Here is a 17,563-nt window from a genome sequence, read left to right on the forward strand (position 1 = left end):
CCTTCGCCATGATCCTGGGCATCATGGTGTTTCTCACATTCTTCGTCTTGATGGTTCACTGATGGCTAGCGAAATGGCGTCTTCAACACTCCCCTGGCTGACCCTGTCGATCTTCGTGCCGATTTTCTTCGGCCTGCTGGTGTTGCTGATCGGGCGCGACGACAATCCCGGGCCGGCCCGGGTCCTGTCGCTGGTGGGCGCGATCGTGGCCTTTCTGGTCACCCTGCCGCTGTACACGGGTTTCGACGCCACGACGGCCGACATGCAGTTCGTCGAATTCGCGCCCTGGATCGAAACGTTCCACCTCAATTACCACCTGGGCATCGACGGGATCTCGGTCTGGTTCATCCTGCTCACGGCTTTCATCACCATCATCGTGGTGCTGGCGGGCTGGGAGGTCATCCGCTCGCGCGTGGCGCAGTACATGGCCGCCTTCCTGATTCTTTCGGGGCTGATGATCGGCGTCTTCAGCGCGCTCGATGGCATGTTGTTCTACGTGTTCTTCGAAGCCACCCTGATCCCCATGTACATCATCATCGGGGCCTGGGGCGGGCCGAACCGCGTGTACGCCGCCTTCAAGTTCTTTTTGTACACCCTCATGGGCTCGCTGCTCACGCTGATCGCCTTCATTTACCTGTGGCATGTGGCGGGCGGTTCGTTCGACGTCCTCACGTGGCAGAACATGCCCCTGGGCTATACCCAGCAGATCCTGATCTTCATCGCGCTGTTTGCGGCCTTTGCCGTCAAGGTGCCCATGTGGCCCATCCACACCTGGCTGCCCGATGCCCACGTCGAAGCGCCCACCGGGGGGTCCATCGTGCTGGCCGCCATCATGCTCAAGCTGGGCTGTTATGCGTTCCTGCGCTTCTCGCTGCCGATCACGCCCGACGCCGCCCACAGCCTGGCCGGCATCATGATCGCGCTGTCGCTCGTGGCCGTGATCTACATCGGCCTGGTGGCGATCGTGCAGGACGACATGAAAAAGCTGGTGGCGTACTCTTCCGTGGCGCACATGGGCTTCGTCACGCTGGGCTTTTTCATCTTCAACATCACCGGGCTGGAAGGCGCGATCATCCAGATGATTTCACACGGCTTCGTATCCGGCGCCATGTTCATGTGCATCGGGGTGATGTACGATCGCCTGCACACGCGGCGCATCGATGCCTATGGCGGGCTGATCAACCGCATGCCGCGTTTTGCCACGTATTTTCTGCTGTTTTCCATGGCCAATGCCGGCCTGCCGGGCACCAGCGGCTTCATCGGCGAGTTCACCGTCATTCTGGGGGCCGTGCAGTACAACTTCTGGATCGGCCTGTTGGCGGCCACGGCGCTGATCTGGGGGGCCGGCTACTCGCTCTGGATGTTCAAGCGCGTGGCGCTGGGGCCGGTGGCCAACGAGCAGGTCGACGGCATGCGCGACCTCTGCAGCCGCGAGTTCCTGATCCTGGGCCTGTTGGCGTTCTTCGTGCTGTTCCTGGGGATCTATCCGCGTTTCTTCACCGAGCTCATGCATCCGTCTGTGCAAGCCCTGCTCGATCACGTGTCCATCTCGAAACTGTAGGCCTGATACACCATGCATAATCTGTTCGACTTCGCCCTGGCCACACCCGAGATCGTACTGCTGGTGCTGACCGGCGCCGTACTGCTCATCGATGCCTTTGGCAACGAGCCGACCCGCCGCATGACCTTCATGCTGACCATGGGCACCATTCTGATCGTCATCTTCGTGTCCTGGGGGCAGTGGGGTGAAGACACCCAGGGGCGCACGTTCAGTTCGCTGTACGTCACCGACTCGCTGGCCCATTTCATGAAAATCCTGTCGGCCATCGCGGTGGGCGTGACGCTCATCTACGGGCGGGCCTATGCCGAGCACCGCGACATGGTGGCACGCGGCGGCGAAATGTATTCGCTGGCGCTGCTCACCCTGCTGGGCGAATTCATCATGATTTCGGCGGGCAACATGCTCACGGTGTACCTGGGCGTCGAGCTCATGTCGTTTGCGCTCTATGCGCTGATCGCCGTGCGCCGCGACCATCTGGTGGCCACCGAGGCGGCCATGAAGTACTACGTGCTGGGCTGCCTGGCGTCGGGTATTTTGCTCTACGGCATGTCCATGATTTACGGCGCCACGGGCGAGCTGGGCCTGGCCGAGATTGCCGAAGTCATCCGTCAGGGCGATGCCCAGCGCCTGCCGCTGGCCTTCGGGGTCGTGTTCATCGTCTCGGGCCTGGCCTTCAAGCTCACGGCGGCGCCCTTCCACATGTGGACGCCCGACGTGTACCAGGGGTCGCCCACCACCGTCACGCTGCTGGTGGCCGCGGCGCCGAAATTCGCCGCCTTCGTGATCACCCTGCGCCTGCTGATCGAGGCCCTGCACGGCATTGCCTTCGATTGGCAGCCCATGCTGCTCATCATGGCCGTGCTATCGCTCGCCATTGGCAATGTGGTCGCCATCGCGCAAACCAATTTCAAGCGCATGCTGGCCTATTCCACCATCGGCCAGATGGGCTTCGTGTTTCTCGGGCTGCTCTCGGGCGTCTACGAAGATCAGCCTGGCGCCGTGGCGGCGGCTTATGGTTCGGCCCTGTTCTATGTGGTCATTTACGTGCTCACCACTTTGTCCACGTTTGGCATGATCCTCGTCTTGTCGCGCCAGGGGTTCGAGGCCGAGGAAATCTCCGACCTCAAGGGGCTGAACCGGCGCAATCCGCTGCTGGCGGGCGTTCTGCTGCTGTCCATGTTCTCGCTGGCGGGGATCCCGCCGCTGTCGGGTTTCTATGCCAAGCTGGTGGTGCTGCAGGCCCTGATCAGCGCGGGTCACGTGGCCGTGGCGGTGTTTGCGGTGCTGTGTTCGCTGATCGGCTGCTTCTATTACCTGCGGGTCGTCAAGATGGCCTATTTCGACGAGCCCGAAGACCACATCACGGTGGGTGCCGGCACGCCGGTCACGCGCAGCGTGATGTCCGTCAATGGCCTGCTGGTGATCGGCCTGGGTATTTTGCCGGGTGGGCTGATGGCGCTGTGCGTGCACGTGATCCAGCAATCGCTCAGCTTCTGAGGCAGGTCGGTCGTTCATGTCGCTGACGGGTGCTTCCTGGATCGTCATCATCAGTGCACTGGTCATGGCGAACCTGCCCTTCGTTTGCAACCGGCGGCTTGCGCCCTGGCCCTGGCGCGCCTCGATCCGGGGGGTGCGGGCCCACAGCGGGCTGGCCTGGCTGCTCTGCGTGGTTTTCCTTCTGGTCCTGGCGCTCTGGTCCTGGGCCACTTTGTGGCTGGTGGGCGGGGCATTTGCCGGGGGGGGCGGCCTGGTGGGGCTGTTCGTGCTCAAGCTGCTTTTCAGTGGCGTGCTGGTCGCGGTGCTGCTCTGGCTGCCGGGGGCGTTTGGCAATCAGCCGGTAGCGCCGGCGCTACCGGCCACAGCGGCGGCACAGGACACACCCGCCCGGCGGGTGCCGCGACGGCCGGACCCGGCTGCGGCCAAGCCCTTTGTGGATCGGTTTCTGGAGGTGCTGGTAGGCTACGTGCTCGTCGGCACCCTGGGCTTTGCCTTTGAGCTCAACCTGGGCAATGCGTTTGCGCAGGGTTGGGAGTTCTACGCCGTCACGTTGGCGCTGTTCCTGGTGCTGGGCTATCCGGGCTTTGTCTGGCGCTACATGCTCAAGCGCCGGCGCTGAGCCCGTCATGGTGCCGCCGCCCGGGCTGGCCACCGGGCGCATCGACAGGTTTCATTTTTCGAACAGGACGGCTTGGCTGACATCGTCGAGTGTGCGGCAACCGGTCAGGGCCATGGCCACTTCCAGTTCGCCGCGCAGGATCTGGATCACGTGGGCGACGGCGGGTGCGCCGCCGACCGCCAGTGCGTGCAGGATCGGCCGCCCCAGCAGCACGGCCCGGGCGCCCAGGGCGAGTGCCTTCAGGATGTCGGTGCCGCGCCGGATGCCCCCGTCCAGCAGCAGGGGAACGCGGCCGGCCACGGCGTGCGCCACAGCGGGCAGCGCAGTGAGTGTCGCCGGCAAGGTATCCAGGCAGCGTCCGCCGTGATTCGACACGATCAGGCCATCGATCCCCAGCGTGATGGCCTGGACGGCGTCGTCCGGGTGCAAGAGGCCCTTGAGCCATAAAGCGGCATCGGGCAGCGCGGCACGCAACCAGGCAATGTCATCCCAGGTGGGGGCCGCATCGAGCAGGCCGCTGTCGAACAGTGGGCTGCCGCCGACCGGCACGGGCCGCGCACGGGCCGGCGACAGGCCTTCCAGGTGCACACTGCGAATCCAGCCCGGGCAGGAAAAACCGCTGCGCTGCTCGGTATTGCGCACCCCGCTGACGGGCGCATCGACCGTCAGCACGAGGGCTCTGGCCCCGGCGGACAAGGCTCGGCGCGCCAGCGCCAGGGTGTGGGCGCGCTCGCGCTGGCTATATAGCTGGAACCACAGAGCGGGCGGATCGGGCAGGCCCGCCAAGGTCTCGATGGGGGTTCCGGATTGGCAGCTGAGGATCAGAATCGTATGCGTGGCGGCGGCGGCCAGGGCGGTCGCCCGTTCTGCATCGGGGTGGACCAGACCATGCCAGGCGGTGGGGGCGATCAGGATCGGGTGGGCGAGCGGCTGACCCGCCAGCGTCAGACGGGTATGCGCACCCTGAAGCGGGCGCAGCACCCGCCCGATCAGCGCCTGCTGTTCGAAGGCGCGGCGGTTGGCCTGTAGCGTCAGCGCGTCGGCTCCGGCACCGTCCAGCCAGGCGGCGGTGGCCGGATCCAGCCGGCGGCGTGCCCGCTCGGCGTAGTCGTCCGCAGTCAGCGGCGGGTGGAGGGCGGCGGGCCGGGCGGTGGGCGGTGATGGGCTCAAGAGGCGATCTCTGGGATAATGTCGGTTTTGACGTTTGCAGGCAGGCAGGTTCGATGGCTCACGTGATTTTGCAGGCTCCGCGCATCCAGCAGGCGGATGTCGAACGCCTGGCGGCCGTGGCCAGCGCCGGCGGGGTTCAGGAATTATCCCCCACCGTGGTGCGGCTGCTCCACGTCGACGAAGGCAGCCGCGAAGAAGTCATGGCCCTGGCGCAGGCGGCCCGCCTGGATGCCGCCTGGCTGGATACCATCCCCTTGCTGAGCAGCTGCAAAATGCTCGTCATGGATATGGATTCGACGCTGATCAACATCGAATGCGTGGACGAACTCGCCGACATGGCGGGTTGCAAGCCACAGGTGGCGGCCATCACCGAAGCAGCCATGCGCGGCGAAATCCCGCACTATGCCGACAGCCTGCGCCAGCGTGTCGCCCTGTTGCGTGGCTTGCCCGAATCGGCACTCGAACAGGTGTTCCGCGAGCGGCTGCGGCTCAATCCCGGCGCCGAGCGCCTGATCGAAGTCGTGCGCGGCCACGGCCTCAAGGTCATGCTGGTGTCGGGCGGTTTTACATTCTTTACCGAGCGCCTGCGGCGTGGCCTGGCGCTCGACGCGGCCCATGCCAACGTGCTCGAAGTGGTCGATGGGGCGCTTACGGGCCGGGTACTGGGAGACATCGTCGACGGCGACGCCAAGGCCCGCCACGTCCGTGAGCTGGCCGCCCGGCTCAAGGCGACGCCCGAGCAGATCATCGTGCTGGGCGACGGCTCGAACGATTTGCCGATGATGGCCGAAGCGCATTACTCGGTGGCGTACCGGGCCAAGCCGGTGGTGCGCGCGCAGGCTCGCTTTGCGCTGGATTACAGCCCGCTGGACGGGGTGCTGTCGTGGTTTCGCCTGCGTCATGGCTGATGTCATGTCGGGTCTGCCCACAGGCGCAGCAGGTTGTGGTAGACACCGGTCAGGCCGGCGATGATCTCTGATTCGGCCCGGTCGTTGATCAGGCGCTGGATGGCGACGTCCTGCTGCAAGAGCAGGCTGCGGCGATGGTCGTCGCGCACCAGGCTCTGGGTCCAGAAAAAGGCGCCCAGGCGCACGCCGCGGGTCACGGGGGTGACCTGGTGCAGGCTGGTCCCGGGATAGATCACCGCAGCGCCGGCGGGCAGCTTGACACGCTGTTCGCCGTATGTGTCCTGCACCACCAGCTCACCGCCGTCATAGTCGTCCGGATCACTGAAAAATACCGTGGTCGAGACGTCGCAACGGATCAGTCCGGCGTCGTCGGGCCGGCGAAAGAGGGCGTTGTCGATATGAAAACCATAGTGCTCGCCCCCTTCATAGCGGTTGAAACGGGGCGGCAGGATGCGCGCGGGCAGCACGGCCGACTGGAAGACCGGGTCGCCTTGCAGCGCCTGGACGATGCGCTGGCCGATCCGTCGGGCGAGCGGGTCGCCGAGGGCGAGTTGCCGGTTAGCCTTGACCCGGGATGCCACGTGGCCGGCCGTCTGGCGGCCGTCGAGCCAGCGCGCCTGCGCGAGCGCCGTGCGGTATGCCCGCGCTTCTTCGCGCGGCAGCAGATCGGGCAGGGTGATCAGCATGACTCACCAGGCACGGGATCGGCATCGCGGGCGGGCCGCCGCCGGGCCTGGGCGCGAAAATAGGGCACCAGGTCGGCGCAGGCGGGCTGGCTTCGCAGCCAGCGCGCCGCCTTGTGCAGGAAGGCGGGCGTGGCGCTGTCCGGGACGCGTGCGAGCCAGGCGCGCGCATCGTCGGCGTGGCCGCGCCCCAGAAGCAGGCGGGCGGCGTTGAACTGGCCGCGGAAATCACCCCCCCTGGCTGCCCGCAGATAGTGGTGCAGCGCCGCATCCAGATCCTTGGGTACGATCCAGCCGTCTTCATGAAAACTGCCGACCATGTTCATGGACTTCGCATGCCCGAGGGCGGCGGCGGCCTGGAACCAGCCCAATGCGGCACGACGGTCGCGCCCGATCCCATCGCCCAGCGCCAGGGCCGTGGCATAGTTGTACATGCCCCAGTCCAGGCCCGCCTGGGCCGCGAGGCGAAACCAATACGCCGCCATCAGCGGATTGGGCGCCACGCCCCACCCATGCGCATGGCACTGGCCCAGCATGTTGAGCGCCATTGGATGGCCATTGCGGGCCGCGTGGGTGAACCACTGAATCGCAGCCTGTGGATTGCGCCCGACGCCGTGGCCGTCGAGCAGCCATTGGCCATACACCAGCTGTGCCTGGATCACGCCCCCTTCGGCCGCCGCCTTGAGCGCCGCTGCGGCTTCACGGGCCGGGCCTGCCAGCGTTTGGGCGTAGCGGGCCGCCAGCGCCTGCCGGTCCATCCGGTTGATGGTTCGGGTGTCCAGCGCGGCCGGCCCGGCCAAGGGCGGGCGCGTCGGCCTGGCGGCGGCGTTGCCGGTGTGTGCGTTCGCCATCAGAAGTGCAGGTTCACCGTGGCGATGGCCGCCCGCCCGCTGGCGAGGGTGGCATAGTGCGAGGCATACGCTTTTTCGTAATATGTCTTGTTGAACAGGTTGTTCACGTTCAGTTGGATGTCCACCGTTTTGTTGATCTGGTAGTTGGCCATGGCATCGAAGCGCCAATAAGACGGGATGCTGACGGTATTGGCGGTGTTGCCATATTGCTTGTCCACGTAGAACGCGCCGACGCCGGCTGTGAACTGTGGCGTGAACGCATAGGTGTTCCACAGGCTGAAGCTGCTGCGGGGCGTGTTGGGGAAGTCATTGCCCGCGTCCGATGCCGAACCGCTCTGGCCATCGTCGTCGATGCGGCTGCGCAGATAGGTGTAGCCGCCATAGGCTTGCCACTGTGGCGTGATCGTGCCCGAGAAGCCCAATTCGAAGCCGTCCACGTGTTTCTTGCCGGCCATGGCGTAGTCGCCGCTGGGGAGGATGACGCGCGCGTTGGTGGTCTCGATGCGGAACACGGCCGCATTCAGGCCCAGGCGGCCATCCAGGAAGGCCCATTTGGTGCCCAGCTCATAGAAGCGGTTTTTTTCCGGTGCCATGTCGGCGGCGTTCAGACCCCGGCAGGTGCCGCCCCGACAGTTTGGCGTCAGGCTCTGCCCCTCGCTGCCTTCGCCCAGGGTGGCGCCGGCTGGTGTGGAGGACGTGCCGAACGTGGCGTAGATGCTGCCGTTTTCCATCGGTTTGTAGACCAGGCCCAGTTGGTAATTGAACAAGGTGTCGCTGCGGTCGATCCCGCTCTGCCCGTAGGGGGTCAGGCGCGTGCGGTAGTCGTCCACCCGCAGCCCCACCGAAGCGAGCCACCGTTCGCTCAGATCCAGCGTGTCGAAGGCGTAGACCGAGCGTGTCAACGTGCGGGTGTTGCTGTTCTCCCCTCTGGGTCCGCCCGTGCCGGTGTTCTGCCATGGGTCGGATGGATCGGGCGCCCACAGGCTGGTGCAGTTGTAGCCCGATGGTGCGCCGGCGCTGCCTGGCGGGCAGCTGCCATCTCCGCGGGCGACGTCCAGGCTGTCCTTGCGACCCTTTTCCTCGGACAGCTCTATGCCCAGCAAGAAGCGGTGCTGGGTCCGGCCGGTGGCGAACGTGCCTTGCAACTCGGTTTGATTGGCCCACGTGGCCACCCGGCTGTCGCGCGTATTGGCCCGGCGCCAGACCAGGCCGTTGTTGACGTTGCCCTTGCTGTCGTCGGGCTGTGTGACCACGTATTCCAGTGTGCTGTGGGTATAGCGCGTCTGGTTGATGAGCGTCAGGCGGTCCGTGAGGTCGTGCTCCACGCGCAGGGTCGCCATGTCGCTGCGGCCTTTACGGTAATCGCTGTCCAGGCCGTAGAAATTGTGGCGGTCCACGTCGATGGGAGTGCGCATGGCGGCGGGATCGGCCGGCTTGGTGTAGGGGATGCCGCTGTCGGGCGTGTCGTTCGCCTGCATGTGGTAGTACGACAGGGACACCCGCGTGGGCGTGCCCAGGCCAAAGCTGAAGGTCGGTGCGACGCCCCAGCGCTTGTAGTCGACCGAATCGCGCCCGTCCACGTTCTGCTTGTGGCCCATCAGGTTGAGCCGAAAAGCCGAATGGTCATTGAGCCGCCAGTTGCTGTCGATGGTCGAGCGCAGGTAGCGGGCGCTGCCCACGCCCAGCGAGATATCGGTGAAGTCGTGCAGCTTGGCCGTCTTGCTGATCAGGTCGATGCTGCCGCCGGCGCCGCCCCGGCCGGCGTATACGCTGTCCGGACCTTTGATGATCTCGACCTGCTCGGTGTTGAAGATGTCGCGCGACGTGGCGCCGATGTCGCGCATGCCGTCGATGTACGTGCTGGATTGTGCATCATAGCCGCGGATGAAGGGGCGATCGCCCAGCGGGTTGCCGCCTTCGCCTGCGCCAAACGTGATGCCCGGGGCGTTGCGCAGCACGTCGGTCAGCGTGCTGGCCGCCTGGCTCTGGATCACTTCGCGCGGGATGACGTCCACCGATCGGGCCGTATTGAGCAGGGGCTCGGTCAACTTGCTGGAGGCAGACTCGTCCACATGAAATGGCGCCGGGTTCTCGCCTTGTATCCGGATGGGTGAGAGTTCGACGGGTTCGGCGTTCTGGGCTTGTCCAGAGGGGGGGAGCATCAACAGGGCGGGGGTGGCCAATGCAGTGGCCAGGCTGCCCCCCAGTCGTGGGCCGGCAAGTTCGGATGAGCTGTTCAAGGGAGGACTCCAGAAATGACAAAGATCAAGTTGAGGTACGAATCAAGGAAATTCTAAACAAGAATCCTTCTCAATACAATTATTATTTGCGATGTCGAATGGATGGCGATTGCGGGTGAACGGGCGCCGGACGGGCGATGTCCGTCAGAGACGCGCGGTTTCTCTGCAAAGCGGTCGTTGGGCTGATATGCTTGAAACATTGTGCCGCTACCTCAGGATTCCACAGCATGAACACTCATCCCGCTGCGCGCCCGGCCGTTCTGGTCTGCCGGGCCGTCTATCCGGCTGCGCTCGAGCGTCTGGCCGAACACTTCGACGTCACCGCCAATCAGGACGACGTGCTCTGGTCCCAAGAAGAACTGATCGCGCGTCTGCAGGGCAAGCAGGGCGCCTTCACCACCGGGGGCGACCGTATCGACGCCGCTGTGCTGGCGCGCTGTCCAGATCTGAAGATCTGCGCCAATATGGCGGTGGGTTACAACAATTTCGATATCCCGGCCATGACGGCCGCCGGCGTATTGGCGACCAATGTGCCAGAGGTATTGACAGAAACCACGGCCGATCTGGGCTTCGTGCTGCTCATGGCGGCTGCGCGGCGCATCACCGAATCCGAACATTTTCTGCGCGCCGGTCGCTGGGACCGATGGTCCTGGGACATGCTCACCGGGCAGGATATCTACGGCAGTACCCTGGGCGTGGTGGGCATGGGCCGCATCGGCCAGGCCATCGCCCGCCGCGGGGCGCGTGGCTTCGACATGCCGGTGGTCTACCACAACCGCACCCGCCTGCCCGAAAGCACCGAGCAGGCGCTGGGCGCACGTTATCTGGGGCTCGATGAGCTGCTGCGCACGGCGGATCACGTCGTGCTGGTGGTACCGTACTCGAAAGAGTCGCATCACCTGATCGGCGCCGGGCAGCTGGCGCTGATGAAGCCCACGGCCACGCTGGTCAACATCGGGCGTGGCGGGGTGGTGGATGACGCGGCGCTGGCCCGCGCCCTGCGCGAGGGCCGCCTGGCCGCAGCCGGGCTCGATGTATTCGAGGGCGAACCGAAGGTGCATCCCGATCTGCTGGCTTGCAACAATGTGGTCCTGACCCCGCATATCGGCAGTGCATCGGTCCCGACACGCAAGGCCATGATCGACCTGGCCTGCGACAACCTGATTGGCTGGCTCACCGAAGGCAAGGCCAGGACGCCCATCAACCCCGAAGTGGCGCATCGCTGATCCGGTGCGGTCAGGGGCACCATGACATTTAAGACAACGTTGGAGACATCATGGAAACATCTGCAGACTTGACGGCGTGGTCGATTGCCCAGCAATCCGAGGCCCTGTCGTCCCGGAAGATTTCGGCCGTCGATTTGGTCGATGCCTATCTGGCGCGCATCGCGGCGCTCGATGACACATTGCACGCCTACTCGGAAGTCTATGCAGAGGATGCCCGCCTGGCTGCCCAGGCGGCCGACCTGGCCAGGCGGGCGGGTTATCCGCTGGGGCCTCTGCACGGCATTCCGGTTGCCGTCAAGGACCTGATCGAGATCGAAGGGCGCATCACGACGGCGGGTTGCGCCGCCTGGGGGCAGCGGCGCTCGGCCGTCACGGCCACGCTGATCCAGCGCCTGCTGGCGCAGGGCATGATCATCCTCGGCAAGACCCACATGGTCGAGTTCGCGTATGGCGGCTGGGGCACCAACACCGGCATGGGGGCGCCATGGAACCCCTGGGATCTCGACCGGGCGCGTATTCCAGGGGGCTCGAGCAGCGGCTCGGGGGTCGCCGTGGCCGCTGGGCTGGCCCCTTGGGCCATCGGCACGGACACGGGCGGATCCGTGCGCTTGCCCGCGTCATGGTGCGGCATCACCAGCCTGAAGACGTCGGCCGGGCGCATCAGCAACTACGGGGTGTTGCCGCTGGCCCAAACGCTGGACACCCCCGGCCCGATGACGGCCACGGCGCAGGATGCCGCCCTGCTGTATCTGGCCATGCAGGGGCCGGATCCGCTCGATGCCCGTACGCTGGGCCTGCCGCCCGAGCGCAGCACGGCCGGCCCGCACAAAGGCGTTGCAGGGCTGCGGTTCGCCCGCATGCCGGACAGCGAACGCGCGGGGTTGGCACAGTCCGTACTCGATGCCTACGACCGGGCGCTGGATGAGCTGGCCGACATGGGGGCAGACATCGTGTCGCTGCCCCTGCCGGTCGATTTTTCCGAGGTCGCGACCTTGAACGGCCGTATCATGTCGGCCGAAAGCTATGCCGTGTTGCACGACATGGTCGATGACCCAGACCAACCCCTGGACGAAGCCGTACGGGCGCGGGTGCTGGCGGGGCGCGAGATCTCCTCTTGTGGTTATCTGCAGGCGCTGGCGCAACGCAAGGCGTCGATCGAGGCCTTTGACCGCATATTCGATTCGGTCGATGCCCTGCTGACCCCGACCACCGCCACCACGGCCATTGCGCTCGACCAGCTGGACCAGGACAGCAGCCCGTCACGTTTTACCCGGTTCGGCAATTTCCTGAATCTGTGTGCCATGGCGCTGCCCAATGGCCATGACGAACTGGGTTTGCCGACGTCCTTGCAGGTCTTGTGCCGCCAGTACGACGAGGCCATGGCCCTGCGCATTGGCTGCGCTTATCAGGACGGCACCCAATGGCACGAGCGGCGCCCGGACCTGAACGCCTTGCTGAAGGCATAGGAGCAGGGGCTTTGGGCGCGGGCGCCGTGCGCCCGGGGTTGCCGGCCGCGCCGCAGCGCCCGCGGCCCGGCCGGTGCGCCGTCAGTTGGCCAGCAGCACGGGCACGGTCATGCTGGTCAGCAGGGTGCTGGTGGCGCCGCCCATGATCCATTGGCGCATCCGGCTATGGCCATAGGCCCCCATGACGATCAGGTCGCGGTCGGTGTCGGCGGCAGTGTTCAGGATGACGTTGCCCACGCCATAGCCCGTGCTTTCTTTGACCATGTGCTGGGGTTCGGGGTAACCGAGACGCCGGCAGTAGTTTGCGAAGTCGTCATCGTGCAGGTCGTGCTCGGTGGCCAGTTTTTCATTGCGATCGATTTCGAGCACCACCAGCGATTTGCATTCGCGCAGCAGCGGAGCAGCATCGGTAAAGGCGCGCGCGGATTCGCGGCGCTGATCCCAGCAATACAGTATCCGCTGGCCAATGGTTTCGAAGCGGCCATAGTTGGGCACCATGAGCACCGGCCGGCCCGCGGCCATGACCACGGCTTCGGGCAGGTTGGGGCGCAAGGACGAGAAGCTGTCGGCCGGGTCGACCTTGCTCATGACCAGCAGATCGCAGTAGCGCGCGTGCAGGGCAAGAGAATCATCGACGTCGCCCGTCGGGGTCCGCCATTGACATGCAACGCCGGCCGCCTGGGCCTTTTCCAGAAACAGCGCGCGGGTGGCCTCGCGGTGTTCTTCCTGGCGCCCCCGCAGGGCCGTGCGCACTTCCTGTGGCAGGATGTTGTCGTCTTGTTGCAGGCCGGCCACGCCGGCTGACGGGTAGATACCGACCACTTCGGCGCCGTGCGCGGCCGCCAGCCGCAGGCCGATGTCGATGCGCCTTTCGCAGGTGTGGTCCTGGTTCAGATGAATACCGATACGCCCCAGCATGTGTATACCCCCGTTGTAAGGAATGTTTTCAGTTCGGCATTCGACATCATGCCATTGGCACCAGGATTCGTCTATAATTTTCCTCAACAAGGGGAGTCGCCCTCCCGCCGTTGTGTCGTCAATACGTTGCCCCATCGCGGGCTTCCGGTGCACGGGCAGCCTGTCACGGGCTGTGGGCAAGACCTTGCCGCTCAGGGGCAAGGTGCAACTTCAAGAAACGCCGGCCACTGAAGTGTCCGGCTTTTTTCTGGAGTCTCCGTGCACGATCTCACCGCCTCGCTATCCGAATTTTTCCTGACCCTGCATTGGGCTGCCGTCTTTCAGATCGTCCTCATCGATATTCTGCTCGGTGGCGACAATGCCGTCGTCATTGCGCTCGCCTGCCGCCGGCTGCCGCCCCGCCAGCGCCTGCTGGGCATTCTGTGGGGCACCGCGGGCGCCATCGTATTGCGCATCCTGCTGATCAGCTTCGCACTGGTGCTGCTTGGGCTGCCGGGCCTGAAAATCACCGGCGCGCTCCTGTTGTTCTGGATCGGCGTCAAGCTGCTCTTGCCCGAAGCCCATCCCCATGGGGCGATCCACGCGGGGCCATCGCTTCTGGCGGCCATTCGCACGATTGTGCTGGCCGACGTGGTCATGAGCCTGGACAACGTCATCGCCATTGCCGGGGCGGCCCAGAATGCGGCCGAGCACCATCAGCTCGGCCTGGTGATCTTCGGGCTGCTGTTCAGCGTGCCGGTGATCGTCTGGGGCAGCACGTTGGTGCTCAAGTGTATCGACCGCTATCCGGCCGTGGTGACCCTGGGGGCCGGTTTGCTGGGCTGGATTGCCGGCGGGATGCTGGTCGGCGATGCGGTGTTCGCGCGTTGGTATGGGCCGATGCCGACGGCCTGGGTGTGGGGCGCCGAAGCATTGGGCGCGGTGCTGGTCATGGCCGTGGGGCGCCTGGTGGCCCGCCGGCGCCACGCACGCAACCGGCGCCTGGCCTGAGCTCGCGTTACACTGGTCAGCCTGCAAGGAGGTCATGCCATGTTGATGGTTCTGTCGCCGGCCAAGAAGCTGGATTTCGATTCTCCGCTGCGTGTCACGGCGCACACGCAGCCCTTGTTTCTGGAACAGGCCAACGAGCTGGTCGGGCATCTGCAGGGCTTGGGGCCGGCGGGGCTGGCACGCCTCATGAAGCTGTCGGATGCGCTGGCCGAACTGAACGCCCAGCGGTACGCCGGCTGGGTCAGGCAGCCCGATCTGCAGCATGCGCGCCAGGCCGTGCTGGCGTTCGATGGCGACGTCTATGCCGGGTTGCAGGCGCACACGCTCGATGGCCAGCAGCTGGCCTGGGCGCAGGACCATCTTGCCTTGCTCAGTGGTCTGTATGGTGTGCTGCGGCCGCTGGATCTGATCCAGCCGCATCGGCTCGAAATGGGCACCCGCCTCAAAACCGGGCGGGGTGCCCATTTGTATGCCTGGTGGGGGGCGCAGATCACCGAGGCGCTGAACCGGCGCCTCGATGGCTTGCCGGGTGAACGGGTCCTCCTGAATCTGGCCTCGGCCGAATATTTCAAGGCAGTGCAGGTTCCCCTGCTACAGGCCCGGGTCATCGAATGCGTGTTTCAAGACCTGAAAGACGGCGTTTGGAAAGTGATCGGTATCCGTGCCAAGCGGGCGCGCGGGCTGATGGCCCGATACGTCATCCAGCGGCAGCCCGAATCGCCCGAGCAGCTATGCGATTTCACCGCCGAGGGGTATGCTTGGGACGCGGCGAACTCAGACGATGCCCGCCTGGTGTTCCGGCGTGGCTGAAGGCGTTGGTTGATCCAGGTGGGCCGGCAGGGTGTACAGGCTTTTCAGGACGGTCTGGATCCCGTTTTCATCGGAGAATGATTTTGATCGCTGCCAATGACAACATGTATGCCGTACTGCAATCGGGCTTTCCCGATGATCGCCGCTCGGTGGCGCTTGAAACGGCAGAACGTTCCTATACTTGGCAGGATATCGAATCCCGAAGCAGTCAGATGGCGGCCTGGCTTGCAGCCACTGGCGCGCCGGCGGGTTCCAGGGTGGCCGTGCAGGTCGACAAGTCGCCTGAAGCACTCTTCCTGTATCTGGCCACGCTGCGGGCCGGGTGGGTGTACTTGCCGCTGAATACCGCCTACCACGAAGCAGAGGTTGGCTATTTTCTGGGCGACGCCGAGCCGGCCGTCGTCATCTGTACCGAAGCCGCGCGTTCCTGGTGCGAGCCGCTGGCCCGCCGCCACGGCGCGCAGCACGTCGAAACACTCGAGAGCGATGGCGGTGGAAGCCTGATGCGGGCGCTGGAAGGCCAGCCAGGGGTGTTCGACACCGTGCACCGTGGCCAGGATGACCTGGCCGCCATCCTGTATACGTCCGGTACCACGGGGCGCAGCAAGGGGGCGATGCTGACGCACGGCAATCTCAGTTCGAATGCCCGCACCCTGAAGGCATGCTGGGGTTGGCGCCCCGATGACGTGTTGCTGCATATGTTGCCCATTTTCCACGTGCACGGGCTGTTCGTCGCGGCGCAGGGGGCTTTGCTCGCCGGTGCGCGCATGGTCTGGCTGCCGCGCCTGGATATTGAGCTGGCACTGGCTCAGCTGCCACGGTGCACCGTCATGATGGGTGTGCCCACTTATTACGTCCGCTTGCTGGCCGATCCGCGTTTCAATCGGGAATCATGCCGCAACATGCGGCTGTTCGTCTCGGGCTCGGCCCCCTTGCTGGCGGACACGTTCAATGAATTTCGTGACCGCACGGGGATGACAATTCTCGAACGCTATGGCATGAGCGAGACCAACATGAACACCTCCAATCCCTACGATCCGGCTCGTGGCGAACGTCTGGCCGGTACCGTGGGGCCCGCGCTGCCCGGTGTGGCCGTGCGCGTGGTGGCGGATGATGATCGGCCTGTTGCGGCGGGCCAGCCGGGGCACGTGCAGGTGCGCGGGCCCAACGTGTTTGCCGGGTACTGGCGCATGCCAGAGAAGACACGGGCAGAGTTCACCGCCGATGGCTGGTTCCGTACGGGCGACATCGGCGTGCTGGGCGGGCCAGGGATCCCGCACGACTATCTCAGCATCGTGGGGCGCAGCAAGGATCTGATCATCTCGGGCGGGTACAACGTCTACCCAAAGGAAATCGAGGGGGTCCTGGATGCCATGCCGGGCGTACTCGAGTCGGCCGTCATTGGGGTGCCGCATCCCGATTTTGGTGAATCCGTCATGGCTGTGGTGGTCCCGCGCGAGGGGGCCCGGCTCGATCTGGCGGCCATGCAGGCCCGGCTCAAGACCCTTCTGGCCAATTTCAAAGTACCCAAAACCATTGTCGAAGTTCGGGCATTGCCGCGCAACACCATGGGCAAGGTCCAGAAAAACCGGCTGCGGGAGCAGTATGCGAGCCGTTCTTGAAAAGGGGGCGGGCCCGGGCAGGGCTGATCGAGCCTGATGACCAGGCCGGTTCCCCACTGATACGGAGGCTGCAATGAAACGACACATGATTTGTACTGCGGTGGGGCTGGCACTGGCCGTGGGTGCAGGGGCTTCGACGGCTGAAACGACGCTGCGGGCTTCGCATCAGTTTCCGGGTGGGCAGGGCGATCCGCGCGACGAAATGGTGCAGATCATCGCCCGTGAAGTGGCCGATGCCGGGGTCGACCTGAAGATCCAGGTGTTTCCGGCGCAGTCGTTGTACAAGGCCAGCGAGCAGTGGGGCGCGCTGACTCGCGGCCAACTCGACATTGCCGCGTTTCCACTCGATTATGCATCCGGTCGTGTCCCGCAGTTCTCCATCACGCTCATGCCGGGCCTGGTGCGCAACTACGAACACGCCGAGCGCCTGAACCGGTCCGATTTCATGAAAGACGTCAAGGCGCTGATCGAGAAGCAGGGCGTGGTGGTGATTGCCGATGCCTGGCTGGCGGGTGGGTTTGCGTCCAAGAAACACTGCATTACGGCACCCGACAGCATCGCGGGGCAGGTCATTCGGGCTGCGGGGCCGGCTTTCGAGCAGATGCTGGCAGCGGCCGGCGCGTCGATCTCGTCCATGCCGTCGTCCGAGGTGTATTCGGCCATGCAGACCGGCGTCCTGGATGCCGCCAATACGTCCAACGACAGTTTCGTCTCCTACCGCCTGTACGAACTGGCCAAATGCCTGACGGCGCCGGGGGACAATGCCTTATGGTTCATGTATGAACCGGTGCTCATGTCGAAAAAGGTATTCGACCGGCTCGAGCCCGCACAACGGGAAGCCATGCTCGCTGCGGGGAAGAAGGCAGAGGCCTATTTCACTGAAGAAGCCAAGAAGGGCGAGCAGAAAATGCGCGATATCTACGGCAAGGCCGGGGTCGAGGTCGTCACCATGACGCCCGACCAGTATCAGGCCTGGATGGACATCGCCAAGAAGTCCTCCTA

General features: G+C 65.0%; 15 protein-coding genes. 10 read left to right on the forward strand and 5 right to left on the reverse strand.

The window, feature by feature from the left end:
* The first annotated feature begins 73 nt into the window (after positions 1 to 73).
* The 3 genes from WCZ84_RS10700 (at position 74) to WCZ84_RS10710 (ending at position 3,677) form a co-directional block, all read left to right on the forward strand.
* Complete coding sequence (locus WCZ84_RS10700) at positions 74 to 1,561, forward strand: NADH-quinone oxidoreductase subunit M (protein WP_372686262.1); 1,488 nt, start codon at positions 74 to 76, stop codon at positions 1,559 to 1,561.
* 12 nt (positions 1,562 to 1,573) lie between these two features.
* Positions 1,574 to 3,058: an NADH-quinone oxidoreductase subunit NuoN gene (gene nuoN, locus WCZ84_RS10705; RefSeq protein ID WP_372686263.1), complete on the forward strand. Its 1,485-nt coding sequence runs from the start codon at positions 1,574 to 1,576 to the stop codon at positions 3,056 to 3,058.
* A 253-nt stretch (positions 3,059 to 3,311) separates the two neighbouring features.
* On the forward strand, positions 3,312 to 3,677 hold the full coding sequence (locus WCZ84_RS10710) for a DUF2818 family protein (protein WP_372686275.1): 366 nt from the start codon (positions 3,312 to 3,314) through the stop codon (positions 3,675 to 3,677).
* Between the two features lie 51 nt (positions 3,678 to 3,728).
* Here WCZ84_RS10710 and WCZ84_RS10715 read toward each other — a convergent pair whose 3' ends face one another.
* Positions 3,729 to 4,847, reverse strand: a complete 1,119-nt coding sequence (locus WCZ84_RS10715; RefSeq protein WP_372686264.1) for an alpha-hydroxy-acid oxidizing protein — start codon at positions 4,845 to 4,847, stop codon at positions 3,729 to 3,731.
* Between the two features lie 53 nt (positions 4,848 to 4,900).
* Between WCZ84_RS10715 and serB the strand changes: the two genes are divergently transcribed.
* The gene (gene serB / locus WCZ84_RS10720) at positions 4,901 to 5,755 is read left to right on the forward strand and encodes a phosphoserine phosphatase SerB (protein ID WP_372686265.1); all 855 of its coding nucleotides are present in this window, start codon (positions 4,901 to 4,903) and stop codon (positions 5,753 to 5,755) included.
* 2 nt (positions 5,756 to 5,757) lie between these two features.
* On the opposite strand, the gene WCZ84_RS10725 is transcribed toward serB, so the two are convergent.
* From WCZ84_RS10725 to WCZ84_RS10735, 3 genes are all read right to left on the reverse strand, one after another.
* Positions 5,758 to 6,441 carry a Fe2+-dependent dioxygenase gene (locus WCZ84_RS10725; protein WP_372686266.1) on the reverse strand — a complete coding sequence of 228 codons (684 nt, stop codon included), beginning with the start codon at positions 6,439 to 6,441 and terminating at the stop codon, positions 5,758 to 5,760.
* A complete protein-coding gene (locus WCZ84_RS10730; protein ID WP_372686276.1) occupies positions 6,435 to 7,205 on the reverse strand; it encodes a tetratricopeptide repeat protein in 771 nt (256 codons plus the stop codon). The genes WCZ84_RS10725 and WCZ84_RS10730 overlap by 7 nt, the downstream gene beginning before the upstream one ends.
* A gap of 83 nt (positions 7,206 to 7,288) precedes the next feature.
* Positions 7,289 to 9,529 (reverse strand): TonB-dependent receptor, encoded by a 2,241-nt coding sequence (locus WCZ84_RS10735; protein ID WP_372686267.1) that lies wholly within the window; start codon positions 9,527 to 9,529, stop codon positions 7,289 to 7,291.
* Between the two features lie 227 nt (positions 9,530 to 9,756).
* On the opposite strand from WCZ84_RS10735, the gene WCZ84_RS10740 reads away from it, so the two are divergent.
* Both WCZ84_RS10740 and WCZ84_RS10745 read left to right on the forward strand, forming a co-directional pair.
* On the forward strand, positions 9,757 to 10,755 hold the full coding sequence (locus WCZ84_RS10740; protein WP_372686268.1) for a 2-hydroxyacid dehydrogenase: 999 nt from the start codon (positions 9,757 to 9,759) through the stop codon (positions 10,753 to 10,755).
* 50 nt (positions 10,756 to 10,805) lie between these two features.
* Positions 10,806 to 12,221 carry an amidase gene (locus WCZ84_RS10745; RefSeq protein WP_372686269.1) on the forward strand — a complete coding sequence of 472 codons (1,416 nt, stop codon included), beginning with the start codon at positions 10,806 to 10,808 and terminating at the stop codon, positions 12,219 to 12,221.
* An 81-nt stretch (positions 12,222 to 12,302) separates the two neighbouring features.
* Here WCZ84_RS10745 and WCZ84_RS10750 read toward each other — a convergent pair whose 3' ends face one another.
* Positions 12,303 to 13,139: a universal stress protein gene (locus tag WCZ84_RS10750; RefSeq protein WP_372686270.1), complete on the reverse strand. Its 837-nt coding sequence runs from the start codon at positions 13,137 to 13,139 to the stop codon at positions 12,303 to 12,305.
* A gap of 258 nt (positions 13,140 to 13,397) precedes the next feature.
* Between WCZ84_RS10750 and WCZ84_RS10755 the strand changes: the two genes are divergently transcribed.
* The 4 genes from WCZ84_RS10755 to dctP form a co-directional block, all read left to right on the forward strand.
* Complete coding sequence (locus WCZ84_RS10755) at positions 13,398 to 14,129, forward strand: TerC family protein (RefSeq protein WP_372686271.1); 732 nt, start codon at positions 13,398 to 13,400, stop codon at positions 14,127 to 14,129.
* Between the two features lie 39 nt (positions 14,130 to 14,168).
* On the forward strand, positions 14,169 to 14,939 hold the full coding sequence (gene yaaA, locus WCZ84_RS10760; protein ID WP_372686272.1) for a peroxide stress protein YaaA: 771 nt from the start codon (positions 14,169 to 14,171) through the stop codon (positions 14,937 to 14,939).
* Positions 14,940 to 15,016: 77 nt separating this feature from the next.
* The gene (locus tag WCZ84_RS10765) at positions 15,017 to 16,561 is read left to right on the forward strand and encodes a malonyl-CoA synthase (protein ID WP_372686273.1); all 1,545 of its coding nucleotides are present in this window, start codon (positions 15,017 to 15,019) and stop codon (positions 16,559 to 16,561) included.
* A gap of 73 nt (positions 16,562 to 16,634) precedes the next feature.
* The coding region (gene dctP / locus WCZ84_RS10770; protein WP_372686274.1) for a TRAP transporter substrate-binding protein DctP at positions 16,635 to 17,563 on the forward strand (929 nt) is incomplete at its 3' end.

The organism is Castellaniella sp. (genome assembly GCF_041675725.1).
In the GTDB taxonomy this organism is placed as follows: Bacteria; Pseudomonadota; Gammaproteobacteria; order Burkholderiales; family Burkholderiaceae_B; genus Castellaniella.